The organism is Caballeronia sp. LZ001 (genome assembly GCF_031450875.1).
In the GTDB taxonomy this organism is placed as follows: Bacteria; Pseudomonadota; Gammaproteobacteria; order Burkholderiales; family Burkholderiaceae; genus Caballeronia.
The window spans coordinates 4,573,512-4,589,672 of sequence record NZ_JARTVX010000004.1 but is presented as its reverse complement, the minus strand read 5'-3'; the positions used below and the strand labels follow the sequence as shown (position 1 = coordinate 4,589,672).

Genomic DNA, 16,161 nt, shown 5'->3' with positions numbered 1-16,161 from the left:
CGAGGTGCATGGATTGTAGCGTGAGTGTTCGGGATCAGGCTACGCGGTCATCGGGCTTATTCTTTCGGCGCATCGAGTCGCCCTTCGGCGGAAGCTTGTGGGCCTGATGCACGAGGCGATTGAGAATGGCGTCGGCAAGTGTCGGATCCTGTAGCCATGCATGCCAGTGTTCGAGTGGCAACTGGCTGGTGATGATTGTCGAGCGTGTGCTGACGCGATCGTCGAGCACCTCGAGCAAATCGTTGCGCGCGCCCGAATCGAGATCCTGCAGGCCCCAATCATCAAGTAATAAAACGTCCATTTTTGCGAGCTGCGCGAGGCGTCGGGTGAAGCTGCCGTCACCGTGCGTGATCTTCAGTTCCTCGAACAGGCGGGCCACACGCACATACAGTACCGAGAAGCCTTGCCGGCAGGCTTGCTGCGCGAACGCGCAGGCGATCCATGTCTTGCCCGCGCCGGTCGGCCCGCTGAGGATGATGTTCTGGGCGTTGCGAATCCAGTCACAGCCGGCGAGCGTGGCGACGACGCGCTGATTAAGTCCGCGGCTCTGCCGGTATTCGATATCTTCGATGCATGCCTGCCGGTTCTTCAACCTTGCAGCCTTCATCAGGCGTTCGAGCCGTCGCGTGTCGCGCCACGCCAGTTCACGATCGACGACGATGCCAAAGCGCTCTTCGAATGATCGTCCCGAGGCCGACACCGAGCGCGCCCTGTACCTGTCGGTGCGTGAGATTGCATGCCCACTTCAGGCGGAGCACTTCTTTGATTCTGCGCATGGTCGTCCGGTGAGCCGGCATCGTCGATAACTCCCAAGTATCCGTCAGCGCAACCCGTCTTGATTGTCCGCGTGCATGATGCGAAGGTTTGGCCATTGTAATGGTTGGAGTGATGCGATGGACGACGACGCGGTGGGCCGAGCTGCTGCGCGAACGCGCGCGCGACGCCCTCGCCAGGGCGAAGCGTTCTGGCGAGAGATGGTTGCAGCATGGAAGATGAGCGGCGTTGGCACTCGACGTTTTTGTCGCGAACAAGGCCTTGCCGTAAGCACTTTCGGATTGTGGCGCAAGAAGTTTGCGGGCGAAACGGCAGCAATGAGTCCGCTGGCGTGACGGCCGACGCCGCGTTTGTCATTGCTCGCCTCGAAGGTGAGCCTGCAGCGACACCATCATCTGCGTCAGTCGATACGCCAGCATCGTCGACGCGTGATCGCGTGACGTTATCGATCGTCGGCGTTCACATCGAAATGAGTGGCGTGCATGCCGAGCGCATCGTGCGCTTCGTGCTTGGCCAGCTTGGCGGTGCACGGTGCTGATCGCCGCTGATGTTCGAGCCTACATCTGCCGCGAGCCGGTCGACATGCGCAAGTCGATCGACACTCTGTCGTATCTGGTCGAACCGCTGCTTGAGCAGAAGCCGGCTTCGGGCAACTTGTTCGTGTTCGTCGGGCGTGACAGCACGAAGGTGAAGTGCCTCTATTGGGACCGTACCGGATTCGCGCTTTGGTACAAACGACTTGAACACGGACATTTCCCATCACCGGCCTCGCTCGCACAACGCGGCTTCACGCTTGCGGAACTCAATGCGTGGCTCGAAGGTATTGAGATTCCAGCGCGCGAGCCTCATCGCGCCGTCGCGGTGACGCGCGTGGCTTAAACGCTGCCCTGAATCGCGCACAGCGCTCACCGAAGCTTGTAAACGTCGCGCGAGTTGGGCATCATGCTTGACATGCTGCCCGCCGCCGTCACTGCCGAGGATCTGCCACTAGAGCTGGAGGCTCTGCAAGCCTTTGCACTCGAACAGAACCGGCTCGCGTGCGTGTTGTGGAAGCAACTGGAGAGCCTTCAGCATCAGATTGCACAACTCAATCGCGCATGCTTCGGCGCGAGCTCTGAGCGCCTGGCCGGTCAGGCCGAGCTGTTTGACGCCGCCATAGATATTCCCGTTCCTCCCGAGCCAGCGAAGTTTCAAGTCACAGGGCACGCCCGCCGGGGACGCCCTGCGCTGCCAAAGGACTTACCACGCACGCGCATCGAATATGACCTGAGCGACGAACAGAAGGCCGCATTCGACGCGCTTGAGCGCATCGGCGAAGAGCGTAGCGAGACGCTGCATTACGAGCCGTCAAGGCTCACAGTCATCGAACATATCCGCTTCAAGTATGCAGCGAAGAAGGATGGCGAGTCGACCATCGTGACGGCGAGCGCTCAGCCCTCGCCGCTGCCCAAGAGTAACGCGAGCGCGAGTCTGCTCGCAAACATCCTAGTGAGCAACTACGTCGATCATCTGCCGTTGAATCGGCAAGAGATGCGCTATGCGCGCCGTGATATTCACCTGCCGCGGGCCACGCTGTGCGAATGGAAGCTGGCCGCAGCAGAATTGCTCGCTGCGCTTCTGCCACCGCTGCGTGCGCACCAGTTGCAGGCGCCGCGCATGCACGTCGACGACACGACGCTGCCTTTGCTTGAGAAGGGCCGCAAGACCACCCGCACTGCTCGATTATGGTATCCGTCAGCGGAACCCGTTAGGGCGGTTGCGCGGCTAAATGTCGACGATCTTTCGCAGTAGAGAGTAGGAAACGCGCCAGTGACCATCAGTATCATTGACGGCAATCGAGGCGGTCTTCGCATTTAGTCGAACGATGATGCCGACGCGCTCGCTCAGGTGCTTGTCGGTGAAGCCAACCGTGTCACCGATGAAGAATTCTTCACGCTGCGTTCTCGGCGGTGGTGTCGGTTCGACGTGAGGCTGAGCATTCGAAGTTTCTGGATAATCGCTGCATACAGCACGCCCCAACGGCGTCGAGTTGCGCTGTCTTGAACAACGGCCTGTGTTTGGCGAAGTTCAACTATGGTGCCTTGCGCAGGCGGTCAGAGCGGGTTGTCGCCGATGTAGTTTACGGCCATCCCCAGATGCAGGCGTTGACGTATTTCGAGAATACGTCGGGGGTCATCAAGCATTTTACCGATAGCAAGATAGAGGCGATATAGCTCGGCGCTGGGCGCCTGCCGAAGCGAGTCGAGAATGTCCATGGTGTAGAGGTGTTTTAACGGGCGAGCGGCAACAGTTCGTGCACGCGATTGACGGGATACGATGGCAGTTTCTCAAGCGTTCGTTCGAGCCACGAATAGGGTTCGATTCCGTTAAGGCGAGCCGTCCCGATGAGGGAATACATCGTTGCGGCCGCCCGGGCGCCTCGTGGAGAACCCGCGAACATCCAGTTCGATCTTCCGACGGCAATAGGCCTGATCTGGCGTTCTAGAGCATTGTTGTCTGGCAATAGGACGCCGTTCTCCGTGTACCGGATCAGCGCCTGCCAATGCCGTAACGCATAACCAAATGCCTTGGCAAGCGGCGCTCGTGGGAGCAAACCGATGCTATTTGCCTCGAGCCATCGACGAAACTGCGCAAGCATGGGCAACGCCTCAGTTTGTCGTGCCGCAAGTTTGATGTCCGGAGCTTGGTCTTTAACCCGGGATTCAATCGCATATAGCTTGGCGATCCACTGAAGGGCTTGCGCTGCGAGCCCCGGCTCCTTCTGATCCTTCGCAATTTCAAAGAACCGTCGACGGCAATGCGCCCAACATCCAACCTCGATAATATCGCCTCGCTCGTATAGCGCACCATGGCCGCTATACGCGTCAGCCTGCAGATACCCTTTGTATCCGTTTAGGTACAGCAGCGGATGTGCTCCCGCACGCGACTCCGCGAACTCGAACACGACTGCCGGCGGATGGTCGATCCAGACACCGTTCTCGTTGCGCTGGCCCGCGCCCAGATAACCCCATAGTCGTGCTGTGCGCGTTGATGGGTGCCCTCGCTCAAGCAGAGGTAGCGTCGTGTCGTCCACGTGCATGCGCGGCGCCTTCAACTGGTGAGCGCGCAAGCTAGGCAGCAGTACCGAGAGTAGCTCAGCAGATGCCAGCTTCCATTCGCACAACGTGGCGCGTGGTAAGTACACGCCCCGGCGCGCGTAGCGCATTTCCTGTCGATTCAACGGCAGATGATCGACATAGGTATTGACCAGGACATTGGCAAGCAGGCTGGCGCTTGCATTGCTCTTGGGCAGCGGCGACGGCTGAGCGCTTGCGGCCACGATGGTCGATTCGCCATCCTTCTTCGCCACGTATTTGAAGCGGATGTGCTCAATGACGGTCAGCTTGGACGGCTCGTAATGCAGTGTCTCGCTACGCTCTTCGCCAATGCGTTCGAGCGTATCGAACGCCATCTTCTGTTCGTCGCTCAGATCGTATTCGATGCGTGTACGTGGCAGGTCCTTGGGTAGCGCCGGACGCCCTTTACGGGTGTGACTCTCTACAGGAACGGCGTCGACTGCTGGCGGTGCCGGGATATCCGTGGCGGCGTCAAACAGCTCGGCTTGGCCTGCCAGGCGCTCGGAGCTCACGCCAAAGCGCGCACGGTTCAACTGTGCAATCTGATGCTGGAGGATTTCCAACTGCTCCCACAACACTCGTGCAAGCCGGTTCTGTTCGAGCGCGAACGCTTGCAGTGCATCGGGCTCGACGGGAAGATCCGCGACAGTGACGGCGTTGGGTGGCATATGTTCCATGATGCCTAACTCAGGCCACGTTTACAAGCTCGGCGCTGCGCTGGAGCACCTCACGTCACGCGCGTGACTGCCACGGTGCGGTGCGGCTCTCGCGCCGGGATCTCGATGCCCTCGAGCCATGCGTTGAGCTCGGCGAGCGTGAAGCCGCGCTGGGCGAGTAACGAGGGTGCCGGGAAACGGCCTCTTTCGAGACGCTTATACCAAAGCGCGAAGCAGGTCCGGTCCCAATAAAGAATCTTCACTTTGGAGCGGTCGCGCGCCACGAAGACGAACAGGTTGCCCGATGCAGGCTTCTGAGCAAGTAACGGCTCGACGAGATAAGACAACCCATCGATCGCCTTGCGCATATCGACCGGGTCGCGACAGATGTAAGCGCGAACGTCCGAGGCAATAAGCACCGGCCACCTCCAAGCTGGCCAAGCACAAAGCGCACGATGCGCTCGGCATGTACGCCGCTTAGTTCGACACGAACGCCAGCGAGCGAGAGCGTCACCCCGTCACGCGAGGGCGACACATCAGCCGCTTGCGTTGCAACAGGCGGCCTTGAGGGAGCCAGTTCACCATCCACATTGGAAACGATGAATGCCGCATCCGCAGTAACCGCGAGTGGCTGTTTAATCTCTCTAACCGGGCTTGCGAGCTTCTTGCGCCACAGGCTGAAGGTGCTTACCGCGAGACCCTGTTCTCGGCAAAACCGCCGAGCGCCCACACCACTCGCCTTCCAGGTGGCAACCATTTCGCCCCAGAACGCTTCCCCTTGCCGTGGGCGACGTGTACCCATCGCCGTTGCAGCCTTAATGATCTCGTCTTCCATCGCATTGCCCTCGGTCTCACGAAAGCATCACCTTCACATTCGGGACGTCGCGATTCAAGACGGGATCCGCTGACGCTTACCGATTATGGGGCTATCTGGGTGCGGGCCAACGCGAGGAGAACGACGTTTGGGTCGATCACCCTCCGGCGGTCGTGTTCCAGTTCGCTGAATCGCGCGCGGGCTCGCATCCGCAAGGTTACCTAAAAACTTACAAGGGCTACTTGCAGGCCGACGCATACAGCGGGCACGAGGCCCTTTATGAGACCGGCGACATCATCGCGGTCGGTTGTTGGGCGCATTGCCGCCGTCGGTTCTTTGAAATCGCCAAGACTCAAAGCAAGCCGGGACTTGCGGCCCAGGCGCTGCAGTGGATCGCCCAGCTATACGCCATTGAGTCGCGAATCAACCACCAGACCCCTGACCGCAAATATGCGGCGCGGCAAGCGGAGACCTTGCCGGTATTAGCGCAGTTCCGGCAATGGTTGGAAGGAAACGTCATCGGTTTGCCGACTCAGGCACCGCTCGCCAAAGCGTTCGGCTACGCGTTACGTCATTGGCAAGCGCTGATACGCTACACAGAGAGCGGTGTTCTGTTACCCGACAACGACGCGTTGGAACGGCAAATCCGGCCGATCGCGCTTGGAAGAGTCACTGGACGTTCGCGGGCTCACCGCGAGGCGCTCGTGCGACGGCCACCATGTATTCATTGCTCGGGACGGCTCGCTTAAACGGTTTCGAACCGTATGCATGGCTGAAGGAAACACTAGAGAAGTTGCCGTCGTATCCCGTCAATCGCGTGCACGAACTGCTGCCGCTTGCCCGCTAACTACCCCGACATTCATGGACATCCTGGACTCCCTTCGGCAGGCGCCTAGCGCTGAGTTATATCGCCTCTATCTGACCATCGGTAAAATGCTAGATGATCCGCGACGCATTCTCGAAGTCCGTCAACGACTGCACATTGGGATGACCGTCAGATACATCGGTGACAATCCGTTGGGACCGCCTTTGGAAGGCACTATCAACGAGCTGCGACATACGCAAGCGGTCGTACAGGACAACGTGACTCGACGCCGATGGGCAGTGTTGTATGCGGCGATTATCCTTGATGCCACCGCAGCCCCAATTCAAAAAGGAAGCGCCGCCACCGCGCCCGCGTCCCGAAGAGTTCTTCATCGGCGACACGGTCGGATTCACCGACAAGCATCTGAACGAGCGTGTTGGCACCGTCGTCAGGCTGAACTCCAAAACGGCGTCGATCGCCGTGACAGACTCCGAAGGACACTGGCGCGTCTCGTACGGTCTCTTACGGAAAATCCTCGATATCTGACTGAAGTCCTGTCAACACGGGATGTGCTGACGGATACACTCCCAAAGGGAGCTACCTTAATGCCGGCAGATTGGTCCATACGCAGCACCGCCATGATGAAGCCGACGATCCGTTTCGGTTTGCCGAACACTCATTCCGGGAATCTGAACACGCGTTTCGGCAAATCGAACAACCGGTTCGGAGCACCAGCGTCCTTGTTCGACTTCAACCGAAACGCGTGTTCATCTTCCAGCGAAAACCCTGTTCGACATCAACCGAAATCTCTGTTCGGCTTCGCCGAAATACGCAGCCGGGTCGCTGCCAGGGACCTCAAACCCTTCCTTGAGCACCCTAATGCGCAGGCCTTTGATGTCATAGGCCATAGCGGCCTCATAGTCCGAAGACTTGACCCCGTGCTGGCGTGCGTCGCTGACATCCGGGCCAGCGATAACGCTCAACGGAAGCGCAGAGTCGGAGACTGTTGACGTCATAGGCCCTACATGGTCAAACGACGCGTCGAGCGGCGCAATGCCCGTGTACGGGACGAGGCCGTACGTCTGCTTCAGACCAACAATGCCGCTGAACGACGCAGGCAGACGAATCGAGCCCGCCTGGTCAGCTCCGAGTGCCATATCGACTTCGCCGGACGCGACGAACACCGCAGAGCCGGACGATCAACCGCCGGACGAAAAGCCATCGCGCGACGGATTCTGGATACGACCCGCATTTAATAGGAGTGCCCGGAACACTCAACCCATCTGGCCTAGGTTGGCACAGCCAGTTGAACGCCAATGCGCCGGATCTGATGGAAGTCCGCCGCATCGTCGAGCCAGCAGTGGCAGCACTCGTCGCGAACCGCTTCCCGAAAAACGACACAATGGGGCTCCCGACGCCGTATGAATACGTGGGGAGCGCGGCGAAACCGACAGATCAGCTCGAATTTGGCTTCGCGATCTTCCTACGACCCACAATCATTTCCCGCAACGCTCGCGCAGTTCAATGCGCAACCATATTGGCATCACTGCATCCGACACGTTCAAGGCCGGACGAAAACCGTTCAATACCTCTTCCGCTGCATATGAGGTGCTCGACGCAATCGTCGGGTGACGCCATTCTCGCGACTAGTGCGATGCTGGAACTTTAGATCGACACCGAATCACGTCGTCAGCGATCTGCAAGAAGTCAACAGTCCGGTGGCACCAACGGCTGGTCTTATTCACCGCTTCCCCGTGCGATAGCGGACGCGGCCGTCACCGTGCTGTCGAGGCGAGATAACATGCTCGCCGTGGGTTCATAGCTACAGCGCATATCGCGGACGGTAGCGCCCCGCCCTGCGAGAATCGTTGCCGGAATGCAACACTTCACCATATTATCCACTGCGGCCACCCAAAATTTCAACGCGGACGAGATGATCTCATTCCCGGTTGCAAGTTAGTACATCACTTAGTACGTCCGCACCCGCGCCAAAGTTTAAACCCTCGTGTTTTCAATAGGTTAGAAATGAAGTGCGGCGCCTCTCCTGGGCACCAAGGTCTCTTTCAGCGTTTTGCAAACGACCCCACGAATCGACGCGTGGGGTTTTTTGTTTCCGCGCCTTTTCTTTTCAAATCCTATTCAATTTTCTTACGTCGTCTATTCGATCTTCTGTTGATTCGAATCGATTCGAATCATTCGCGCTTACGATCACGATTTAATCGCGCTTATTCGTGCCACGCGCTTTCTTGACCTCCTGCAGCTAATTAAACACGGGCGTACACTCAGCGTGCCTGCGGCCCTGCCTGTCCGGCCTCGCCGCTCGCCAGGCAAGCCAATCAATTAATCGAACGGAGACCACGGCAATGAGTTGGACGCGCGAACAACGAAACGTAACGATTGCGGCTTACCTGGGCTGGACACTCGACGCATTCGACTTCTTTCTGATGGTCTTCATATTGAAGGACATCGCCGCCGAATTTAATACCGGCATTCCCAAGGTGGCCTTTGCCATTACGCTTACGCTGGCGGCGCGTCCGCTTGGCGCGTTGATCTTCGGGCGGCTCGCGGATAAATTCGGCCGCCGTCCGACATTGATGATCAACATCGCGATTTATTCGCTGCTCGAATTGCTCTCGGGTTTATCGCCGAATCTCACGACTTTGCTGATCTTGCGCTTTCTCTTCGGCGTCGCGATGGGTGGCGAATGGGGCGTCGGCTCCGCGCTGACGATGGAAACCGTGCCGCCTTCCTCGCGCGGCTTCGTCTCGGGCTTGCTGCAGGCGGGATATCCGAGCGGCTACTTGCTCGCGTCGATCGTATTCGGCGTGCTTTATCAGTTCGTCGGCTGGCGCGGGATGTTCTTTGTCGGCGTCGCGCCCGCGCTGCTCGTGCTCTATGTGCGCGCGCACGTGCCGGAATCGCCCGCGTGGCGCGCGCTCGAAAAGCGCAAGCGGCCGGGTCTGCTCGCCACGCTCAAGCAGAACTGGAAGCTCTCGCTTTACGCGATCGTCCTGATGACCGCGTTCAACTTTTTCTCGCATGGCACGCAGGATCTGTATCCGACCTTCCTGCGCGAACAGCATCATTTCGACCCGCACACGGTTTCGCTGATTACCATCGTGCTCAATATCGGCGCGATTGTCGGCGGACTCTTTTTCGGGTCGCTTTCCGAGAAGATAGGACGGCGCGTGGCGATTTTCATCGCCGCGCTGATCGCGTTGCCGGTTCTGTATCTATGGGCGTTCTCGACAGGCCCGGTGATGCTCGCCCTCGGCGCGTTCCTCATGCAGATTTCCGTGCAGGGCGCGTGGGGCGTAATTCCAGTGCATCTGAACGAGATTTCGCCGGATGAGATTCGCGCGACGTTTCCGGGGCTCGTTTATCAACTCGGCAATCTGCTGGCGGCCGTCAATGCGACGATGCAGGCATCGATCGCCGAGGCCCACGGCAAGGACTACGGCACGGCAATGGCGATCGTTGCGGGAACCGTCGCTGTCGTGATCGCCGCGTTGATCTTCTTCAGCCGCGAGCGAAGGGGTATCGATATGACGCGCTCGGCGGAGGAAGTGGCGGCGCAAACTTAAGCGAACCATCGGGCGCCACAAGCTATTTTAGAGGGCGATGCCGACGCATTCGGCACGCCCCGTGCTGCTCCTCCGAACCAACGCCGCTTCGGAGACCCGTGATGCTCGCCCTCTTCGTCATCGCTTTCCTCCTTGTCGCTGGCGCGTTGACCTTCGTGCAAGCGCCCGCCGTCGCCTGGCTCGCGGCGCTCACGATCTGGGTCGCGGCGGGCGCATTCACCGGCATCGTCGGGCCGATAGTCACCGCGCTGCTGGCCATCGTCTTCGTGCTTCCGGCGCTTCTCCTCTCCATCAAGCCGTTGCGCCGCGTGCTCATCAGCCGGCGGGTGCTGGGCGTATTTCAAAAGATCCTGCCGCAGATGTCGGCCACCGAACGCGACGCCATCGAAGCGGGCACGGTCTGGTGGGACGCCGAACTCTTTTCCGGCCGCCCGCACTGGGACTCGCTCCTCGCTCACGGCGCGCCAAGACTCACGCCGGAAGAACAAAGCTTCATCGACAACGAATGCGCCCATCTCTGTGACATCGCCAACGACTGGGACACCACGACGATCTGGCAGGATCTGTCGCCGCAAGCCTGGGCCTTTATCAAGGAGAAGGGCTTTCTCGGCATGATCATTCCGAAGCAGTACGGCGGAAAGGCGTTCTCCGCTTACGCGCACTCGCAAGTCATCATGAAGCTGTCGACGCATTCGTCGGCGGCGGCGGTCTCGGTGATGGTGCCCAACTCGCTCGGACCCGCCGAATTGCTGCTGCATTACGGCACCGAAGAACAGAAGAACTACTACTTGCCACGCCTCGCGCGCGGCGATGAAATCCCCTGCTTCGCGCTGACGAGTCCGTATGCCGGCTCCGACGCCGCTGCGATTCCCGATGTCGGCGTCGTCTGCCGCGCGATGCACGAAGGCCGCGAGACGCTCGGCTTTCGCGTCACCTGGAACAAGCGCTACATCACGCTCGGACCGATTGCCACCGTGCTCGGCCTTGCCTTTCGCGCGCTCGATCCCGAACGTCTGCTCGGCGGCAACGAAGCGCCCGGCATCACCTGCGCGCTCATTCCGACGACGCATCCCGGCGTGCATATCGGCAGACGTCACTGGCCGCTCAACGCCGTGTTCCAGAACGGCCCGAACTGGGGAACAGACGTTTTCATCCCGATGGAATGGGTTATCGGCGGACGCGAACAGGTCGGACGCGGCTGGCGCATGCTGATGGAATGTCTCGCGGCGGGCCGCGCGATCTCGCTGCCGTCGTCGAATGTCGGCATGGCCAAACTCGCCGTGCGCGGCACCGGCGCCTATGCCGCCGCGCGCCGCCAGTTCCGGACGTCGATCGGACGCTTCGAGGGCATTCAGGAAGCGCTCGGCCGCATGGGCGGCAATCTGTACGTGATGGATGCGGCGCGCCGCCTGTCGGCACAGGCCGTCGATCTCGGCGAAAAGCCCTCGGTGATTTCGGCGATCGCGAAATATCACATCACCGAGCGCGCGCGCAAAGTGATCAACGACGGCATGGACGTGGTCGCGGGCAAGGGCATCTGCATGGGGCCGTCGAATTTTCTGGCGCGCGCGTATCAGCAGATGCCGATCTCGATCACCGTCGAAGGCGCGAACATTTTGACGCGCTGCCTGATCATCTTCGGACAGGGCGCGATTCGCTGTCATCCGTATGTGCTCAAGGAGATGGCGGCCACGCGCGAGCCCGACGCAAAACGCGCACTCACCGACTTCGACGCGGCCTTCTTTGGTCATGCGAGCTTTCTCGCGTCCAACGCGATCCGCAGCCTCGTCTACGCGCTCGGCGGCGGCGTGTCGATCCGCAAACCCGCACAGGCCGACGCGCGCCTCGTCCTGTACTATCGCGCCGCGACACGACTGTCGAGCGCGTTCGCCCTCTTCGCCGATATCTCGATGCTCGCGCTCGGCGGCGAGCTCAAGCGTCGCGAGCGCCTGTCCGCGCGCCTGGGCGACATCCTCGCGCAGCTATATCTGATCTCCGCGACGCTCAAGCGCTTCGAGGACGACGGCCGCCCGGAAAGCGACCTGCCGCTCGTGCGCTGGGGCGTGGAGGACGCGCTGTATCAGGCGCGGCTCGCCTTCGACGGCTTGCTCGCCAACTATCCGAACCGTGCCGCCGCGGCCTTCTTGCGCGTCTTCGCGTTCCCGTTCGGCCTGCCGCACACACCCAGCACGGACGCGCTCGGCAACGACGTCGCGCTTCTGATGCAGACGCCCGGCGATGCCCGCAGCCGCCTCGTCGAAGGCTCGCACGTGTCCGCGCTCGAGGACGATCCGATCGCGGTCGGCGAGAAATTGCTCGCGCTCACGCCCGCCGTCGTCGCACTCGAAGCGCGCCTGCGCGATGCCGTGAAATCCGGCAAGACCGCTCCTTTGCCGCAAAGCCCGGACGAGATCGAAGCCTGGGCGCGGCAAGCGACCGCGCTCGGATTGATCGATGCGAGCGAGGCGGCTCTGCTCGAAGAATGGGCATCGCTCGCGCGCGAAGCCGTGAAAGTCGATGATTTTTCCGCAGACTTCGGTATCCTCGAAGCATTGCAAAAGCGCAGCGCCGAGATCGAGCAACAAATGCCCGAAACGGTCGCCTGATTTCGAAGCACACCACGCTGCCGACGACCGCTCGCCAATCGATGAAAGACCGCTACCTCGACTTCGTCAATTCGCCCTTCGGCACGAGCATCGCCCGCTCGCTCGGGCTGCCGCGCCCCGAAGTGTTGCGCCGCCTGCGCGCAGGCGAAGCCGAGTTCGGCGGTATGGCGGCCATCGGCGCGGGACCGTCCCCGGCACTGTTCGACGACCTCCTCGCGGTGTTGTCCGGCATCGGCATGACGGGCATCGCGCATGACAGCGCGTCCGGATGGCTCGCCGTGGCAAGCCGTCATGGCGCGATGAGCGGGCGTTTCGAGGCGCGCGCCACCGATTCCAGCCCCGCCAACCGCGTCCAAGCGCTGATCTTCGATGCCACCGGCATTGTCGAAAGCAGCGAGCTGCATGCGCTCTACGCCTTCTTCCACGACGCGCTGCGCTCGCTTGCCAGAAGCGGCCGAATCGTCGTGCTCGGCCGCCCGCCCGGCGCTTTGAGCGATCCGCGTGCGGCGACCGCGCAGCGCGCGCTCGAAGGTCTCACGCGCTCGCTCGGCAAGGAAGCGCGCAACGGCAGCACGGCGAATCTGCTGCGCGTGAGTCCGCAGGCTTCCATCGAAGGCACGCTGCGCTTCTTTTTGTCGCCGCGTTCGGCGTATGTGTCGGGGCAAGTCGTGCATCTCGAAGGCGCGGCGCCCTCGCCCGCGAACTGGGCCGCGCCGCTCGCCGGAAAGCGCGCGCTCGTGACGGGCGCGGCGCGCGGCATCGGAGCATCGATTGCGGCGGTGCTCGCGGCGCACGGCGCCATCGTCACCGGGCTCGACGTGGCCGCCGCGCGCGACGCGCTCGATCAGACCATGCTCGGCATAGAAGACGCGTCGCCTTCTAACGGCGCGCATACCGCGCTCTATGCCGATATCGCATCGCCAGAAGCGCCCGCCGAACTCGCGGCCGCGCTTGCGGCGTCGGGCGGCATCGATATCGTCGTGCATAACGCGGGCATCACGCGCGACAAGACCATCGCGCGCATGAGCGCAGAGATGTGGGACAGCGTGATCGACATCAATCTGCTCGCGCAGGAACGCATGGACGAAGCCCTGCTCGCGCAGAACGTGATCGGCGCGGGCGGGCGCATCGTCGCGGTGTCGTCGATCAGCGGCATTGCGGGCAATCGCGGCCAGACCAATTACGCCACCTCGAAAGCCGGCGTGATCGGGCGCGTGCAGAGCATGGCGCCGATACTGCGGGCACGCGGCATTACCATCAACGCGGTGGCGCCGGGCTTCATCGAAACGCAAATGACCGCGCGCATGCCATTCGGCGTGCGCGAGGCCGGACGAAGGCTCAACTCGATGGGCCAGGGCGGCTTGCCGGTCGATGTCGCCGAAACCGTGGCATGGCTCGCGAGTCCCGGCAGCGCGGGCGTGACCGGCCAGGTGGTGCGCGTCTGCGGCCAGAGCCTCGTCGGAGCCTGACGGATGCACGTCTCCACGATGCCCCGCCCGCGCACCGTCGTCGTCGATACGCTGCCGTCGCCCGCAAAGCTCTATGGCCGCTTGCTGCCGGGCCTGTTCTGGCGCGGCCACGCAACCGATCTGCCCGCGCTGCGCCTGATTCGCCCCGACGTGCGGCTCGACCCCGAACATATCGGCCGGTATGCGCGCGTATGCGCTTCATCCCCGAGCACGGCGTGCCGCTCACGTTCCCGCATGTGCTCGCGTTTCCGCTGCATCTGATGATGCTTACCGATCCGTCGTTTCCCTGGTCGGCGCTCGGCGTCGTGCATCTGTCGAACAGCGTGCATTTGCGCCGGCCGCTGCTCGCGGGTCAGGGCTTGCGGATCGAAGTGGAATGCGGACCGCTCGTGCCGCATCCGAAAGGCCAGGCGTTCACGCTGCATACGCGCATCTACCGGCGCGGCGAGGCCGTGTGGGATGGCGACAGCGTCTATCTGAAACGCGGCGTGAAGACCGAAGCCACCGCGCCCGTCGCCGATGCCATCGAGACCAGTACGCCGCTCCTCGTACGCGAAGCGCGCTGGCAGCTTCCCGCGCAACTGGGCCGCGACTACGCGAAGGCTTCCGGCGACTTCAATCCCATTCACCTGCATGCGTTGAGCGCGAAGGCGTTCGGCTTCCAGCGCGCCATCGCGCACGGCATGTGGACGCTTGCGCGCACGCTCGCGGCGCTGCATCCGGTGAAGACGCTCGCATCCGGTCACGCGCACAGCGACTTCAAGCTGCCGCTCTTTCTTCCGGGCGACGCGACGCTGTGGAGCGCGGCGCCCTCGTCCACCGCGCGCGCCTTCGAAGTGCGCGATCTCGCCGGCGACCGGCCGCATTTGCGCGGCGAGTTCGAATGGGAACTGCCATGAGCACGTCTTCGAACCTCGGGCGCAGAGTCGCGATCATCGGCAGCAACCGGATTCCGTTCGCGCGTTCGAATACGGCTTACGCGACGGCATCGAATCAGGACATGCTGGCCTTCACGCTGCAAGGTCTCGTCGATCGCTACGATCTGCACGGCCTGCGTCTCGGCGAGATCGCGGCGGGCGCGGTCGTCAAGCATTCGCGCGATTTCAATCTCACGCGCGAAGCCGCGCTCTCGACCACGCTGGCGAAGGAAACGCCCGCTTACGATGTTCAGCAGGCCTGCGCCACCGGCCTCGAAACGGTGATTCTGGTCGCCAACAAGATTGCGCTCGGACAGATCGACGTGGGTATCGCAGGGGGCGTGGATACGGCGTCGGACGCGCCCATCGGCGTGAACGAGCGCATGCGCAAGATTTTGCTCGAAGCCAATCGCAGCCGGACGGCGGGCCAGCGCGTGGGCGCGCTCGCGAAACTGCGGCCCGGCATGTTCTTCAGGCCGACGCTGCCGCGTAACGCCGAGCCGCGCACCGGTCTTTCGATGGGCGAGCATTGCGAACTGATGGCCAAGCGCTGGAAGATTTCGCGCGAAGCGCAGGACGCGCTCGCGCGGGAAAGTCATCTAAAACTCGCGGCGGCGTACGAGCGCGGCTTCTTCAACGACCTGATGACGCCGTACAAAGGCCAGACGCGCGACAACACGCTGCGGCCCGAGCTTTCGCTCGATCAGCTCGCGCAACTGAAGCCTGTCTTCGATCGCGATGCGGGCACGCTCACCGCCGGCAACTCGACGCCGCTCACCGATGGCGCGTCGGCCGTGCTGCTCGCATCGGAACAATGGGCCGCCGAACGCGGCTTGCCGGTGCAGGCGTACTTGAGTTTGTCGGCATCGGCGGCAGTCGATTTCTTCGACAAGCGCGAAGGTCTCTTGATGGCGCCCGTCCACGCCGTCCCGCCGCTGCTTTTGCGCGCCGGCCTCGCCTTGCAGGACTTCGACTTTTACGAGATTCACGAAGCCTTCGCCGCGCAGGTGCTATGCACGCTCGCCGCATGGGAAGACCAAGAGTATTGCGAAACCGTGCTCGGACTCGGGCAGGCGCCAGGCGGCATCGACCGCGCGCGTCTGAACGTGAACGGCAGTTCGCTCGCGACCGGGCATCCGTTCGCGGCGACAGGCGGACGCATCGTCGGCACGCTCGCGAAGATGTTGAGCCATGCGCCCGCTCGCGGCGATGGCCGTCCCACGCGCGGGCTGATCTCGATTTGCGCGGCGGGCGGACAAGGCATCGTCGCGATACTGGAACGCTGAAGCCGCGAGACGCTCGCGGCCCTCAACGCACGTAGCCGACGCAACGCGAGCACGAAGCACGAAGCACGAAGCACAGCAGAACACAAAGCAGCATGACAAACATAAGGCGCATACAACCCGCGCCAACGGAGACA

14 protein-coding genes and 3 pseudogenes are annotated in these 16,161 nt (G+C 62.0%); 11 read left to right on the top strand and 6 right to left on the bottom strand.

Annotated elements, in window-relative coordinates:
- Window positions 1-34: 34 nt before the first annotated feature.
- Entirely contained in the window at window positions 35-733 is a 699-nt protein-coding gene (gene istB / locus P9292_RS32510; protein ID WP_409015433.1) for an IS21-like element helper ATPase IstB, read from the bottom strand.
- A gap of 118 nt (window positions 734-851) precedes the next feature.
- On the opposite strand from istB, the gene tnpA (P9292_RS43310) reads away from it, so the two are divergent.
- The 3 genes from tnpA (P9292_RS43310) to P9292_RS32500 all read left to right on the top strand — a co-directional run bounded on the left by tnpA (P9292_RS43310) (window position 852) and on the right by P9292_RS32500 (window position 2,565).
- Window positions 852-1,109, top strand: coding sequence for an IS66 family insertion sequence element accessory protein TnpA (tnpA, locus tag P9292_RS43310; protein WP_409015244.1), 258 nt, complete (start codon window positions 852-854; stop codon window positions 1,107-1,109).
- A 196-nt stretch (window positions 1,110-1,305) separates the two neighbouring features.
- Window positions 1,306-1,653 carry an IS66 family insertion sequence element accessory protein TnpB gene (gene tnpB, locus P9292_RS32505; RefSeq protein ID WP_309963052.1) on the top strand — a complete coding sequence of 116 codons (348 nt, stop codon included), beginning with the start codon at window positions 1,306-1,308 and terminating at the stop codon, window positions 1,651-1,653.
- 63 nt (window positions 1,654-1,716) lie between these two features.
- Window positions 1,717-2,565, top strand: coding sequence for a transposase (locus P9292_RS32500; RefSeq protein WP_309963050.1), 849 nt, complete (start codon window positions 1,717-1,719; stop codon window positions 2,563-2,565).
- Between the two features lie 302 nt (window positions 2,566-2,867).
- Here P9292_RS32500 and P9292_RS32495 read toward each other — a convergent pair whose 3' ends face one another.
- From P9292_RS32495 to tnpA (P9292_RS43305), 4 genes and pseudogenes are all read right to left on the bottom strand, one after another.
- Complete coding sequence (locus P9292_RS32495) at window positions 2,868-3,029, bottom strand: hypothetical protein (protein WP_309963049.1); 162 nt, start codon at window positions 3,027-3,029, stop codon at window positions 2,868-2,870.
- Window positions 3,030-3,043: 14 nt separating this feature from the next.
- A complete protein-coding gene (gene tnpC, locus P9292_RS32490; protein WP_309963048.1) occupies window positions 3,044-4,567 on the bottom strand; it encodes an IS66 family transposase in 1,524 nt (507 codons plus the stop codon).
- A gap of 50 nt (window positions 4,568-4,617) precedes the next feature.
- Complete coding sequence (gene tnpB / locus P9292_RS32485; RefSeq protein ID WP_309963045.1) at window positions 4,618-4,965, bottom strand: IS66 family insertion sequence element accessory protein TnpB; 348 nt, start codon at window positions 4,963-4,965, stop codon at window positions 4,618-4,620.
- 122 nt (window positions 4,966-5,087) lie between these two features.
- Window positions 5,088-5,303: pseudogene (tnpA, locus tag P9292_RS43305) on the bottom strand (IS66 family insertion sequence element accessory protein TnpA); the annotation flags it as partial.
- Between the two features lie 104 nt (window positions 5,304-5,407).
- Between tnpA (P9292_RS43305) and P9292_RS32480 the strand changes: the two are divergent.
- The 3 genes from P9292_RS32480 to P9292_RS32475 all read left to right on the top strand — a co-directional run bounded on the left by P9292_RS32480 (window position 5,408) and on the right by P9292_RS32475 (window position 6,711).
- A complete protein-coding gene (locus P9292_RS32480; protein WP_309964252.1) occupies window positions 5,408-6,109 on the top strand; it encodes an IS66 family transposase in 702 nt (233 codons plus the stop codon).
- A complete protein-coding gene (locus P9292_RS43300; protein WP_409015241.1) occupies window positions 6,079-6,207 on the top strand; it encodes a transposase domain-containing protein in 129 nt (42 codons plus the stop codon). The genes P9292_RS32480 and P9292_RS43300 overlap by 31 nt, the downstream gene beginning before the upstream one ends.
- Window positions 6,208-6,489: 282 nt before the next feature.
- A complete protein-coding gene (locus tag P9292_RS32475) occupies window positions 6,490-6,711 on the top strand; it encodes a hypothetical protein (RefSeq protein WP_309963043.1) in 222 nt (73 codons plus the stop codon).
- Between the two features lie 221 nt (window positions 6,712-6,932).
- On the opposite strand, the pseudogene P9292_RS32470 reads toward P9292_RS32475, so the two are convergent.
- A pseudogene (locus P9292_RS32470) lies at window positions 6,933-7,352 on the bottom strand (amidase family protein); the annotation flags it as partial.
- A gap of 1,176 nt (window positions 7,353-8,528) precedes the next feature.
- On the opposite strand from P9292_RS32470, the gene P9292_RS32465 reads away from it, so the two are divergent.
- From P9292_RS32465 to P9292_RS32445, 5 genes and pseudogenes are all read left to right on the top strand, one after another.
- Entirely contained in the window at window positions 8,529-9,749 is a 1,221-nt protein-coding gene (locus P9292_RS32465) for an MFS transporter (protein WP_309963039.1), read from the top strand.
- A 101-nt stretch (window positions 9,750-9,850) separates the two neighbouring features.
- Entirely contained in the window at window positions 9,851-12,355 is a 2,505-nt protein-coding gene (locus tag P9292_RS32460) for an acyl-CoA dehydrogenase (RefSeq protein ID WP_309963036.1), read from the top strand.
- 41 nt (window positions 12,356-12,396) lie between these two features.
- Window positions 12,397-13,824 (top strand): 3-oxoacyl-ACP reductase, encoded by a 1,428-nt coding sequence (locus P9292_RS32455; protein ID WP_309963033.1) that lies wholly within the window; start codon window positions 12,397-12,399, stop codon window positions 13,822-13,824.
- A 3-nt stretch (window positions 13,825-13,827) separates the two neighbouring features.
- Window positions 13,828-14,723 (top strand): annotated as a pseudogene (locus P9292_RS32450) (MaoC/PaaZ C-terminal domain-containing protein).
- Window positions 14,720-16,027 (top strand): acetyl-CoA C-acetyltransferase, encoded by a 1,308-nt coding sequence (locus P9292_RS32445; RefSeq protein WP_309963030.1) that lies wholly within the window; start codon window positions 14,720-14,722, stop codon window positions 16,025-16,027. Before P9292_RS32450 ends, P9292_RS32445 begins: the two are co-directional and overlap by 4 nt.
- Window positions 16,028-16,161: the final 134 nt, after the last annotated feature.

Excerpts from the sequence above, each read along its gene's own strand:
- P9292_RS32455 (WP_309963033.1), top strand. The coding sequence starts at position 12,397 with ATGAAAGACCGCTACCTCGACTTCGTCAATTCGCCCTTCGGCACGAGC.
- P9292_RS32465 (WP_309963039.1), top strand. The coding sequence starts at position 8,529 with ATGAGTTGGACGCGCGAACAACGAAACGTAACGATTGCGGCTTACCTG.
- P9292_RS32500 (WP_309963050.1), top strand. The coding sequence starts at position 1,717 with ATGCTTGACATGCTGCCCGCCGCCGTCACTGCCGAGGATCTGCCACTA.
- P9292_RS32475 (WP_309963043.1), top strand. The coding sequence starts at position 6,490 with ATGCCACCGCAGCCCCAATTCAAAAAGGAAGCGCCGCCACCGCGCCCG.
- P9292_RS32495 (WP_309963049.1), bottom strand. The coding sequence starts at position 3,029 with ATGGACATTCTCGACTCGCTTCGGCAGGCGCCCAGCGCCGAGCTATAT.
- tnpC (WP_309963048.1), bottom strand. The coding sequence starts at position 4,567 with ATGGAACATATGCCACCCAACGCCGTCACTGTCGCGGATCTTCCCGTC.
- tnpA (WP_409015244.1), top strand. The coding sequence starts at position 852 with ATGATGCGAAGGTTTGGCCATTGTAATGGTTGGAGTGATGCGATGGAC.
- P9292_RS32460 (WP_309963036.1), top strand. The coding sequence starts at position 9,851 with ATGCTCGCCCTCTTCGTCATCGCTTTCCTCCTTGTCGCTGGCGCGTTG.
- P9292_RS43300 (WP_409015241.1), top strand. The coding sequence starts at position 6,079 with ATGTATTCATTGCTCGGGACGGCTCGCTTAAACGGTTTCGAACCGTAT.
- P9292_RS32445 (WP_309963030.1), top strand. The coding sequence starts at position 14,720 with ATGAGCACGTCTTCGAACCTCGGGCGCAGAGTCGCGATCATCGGCAGC.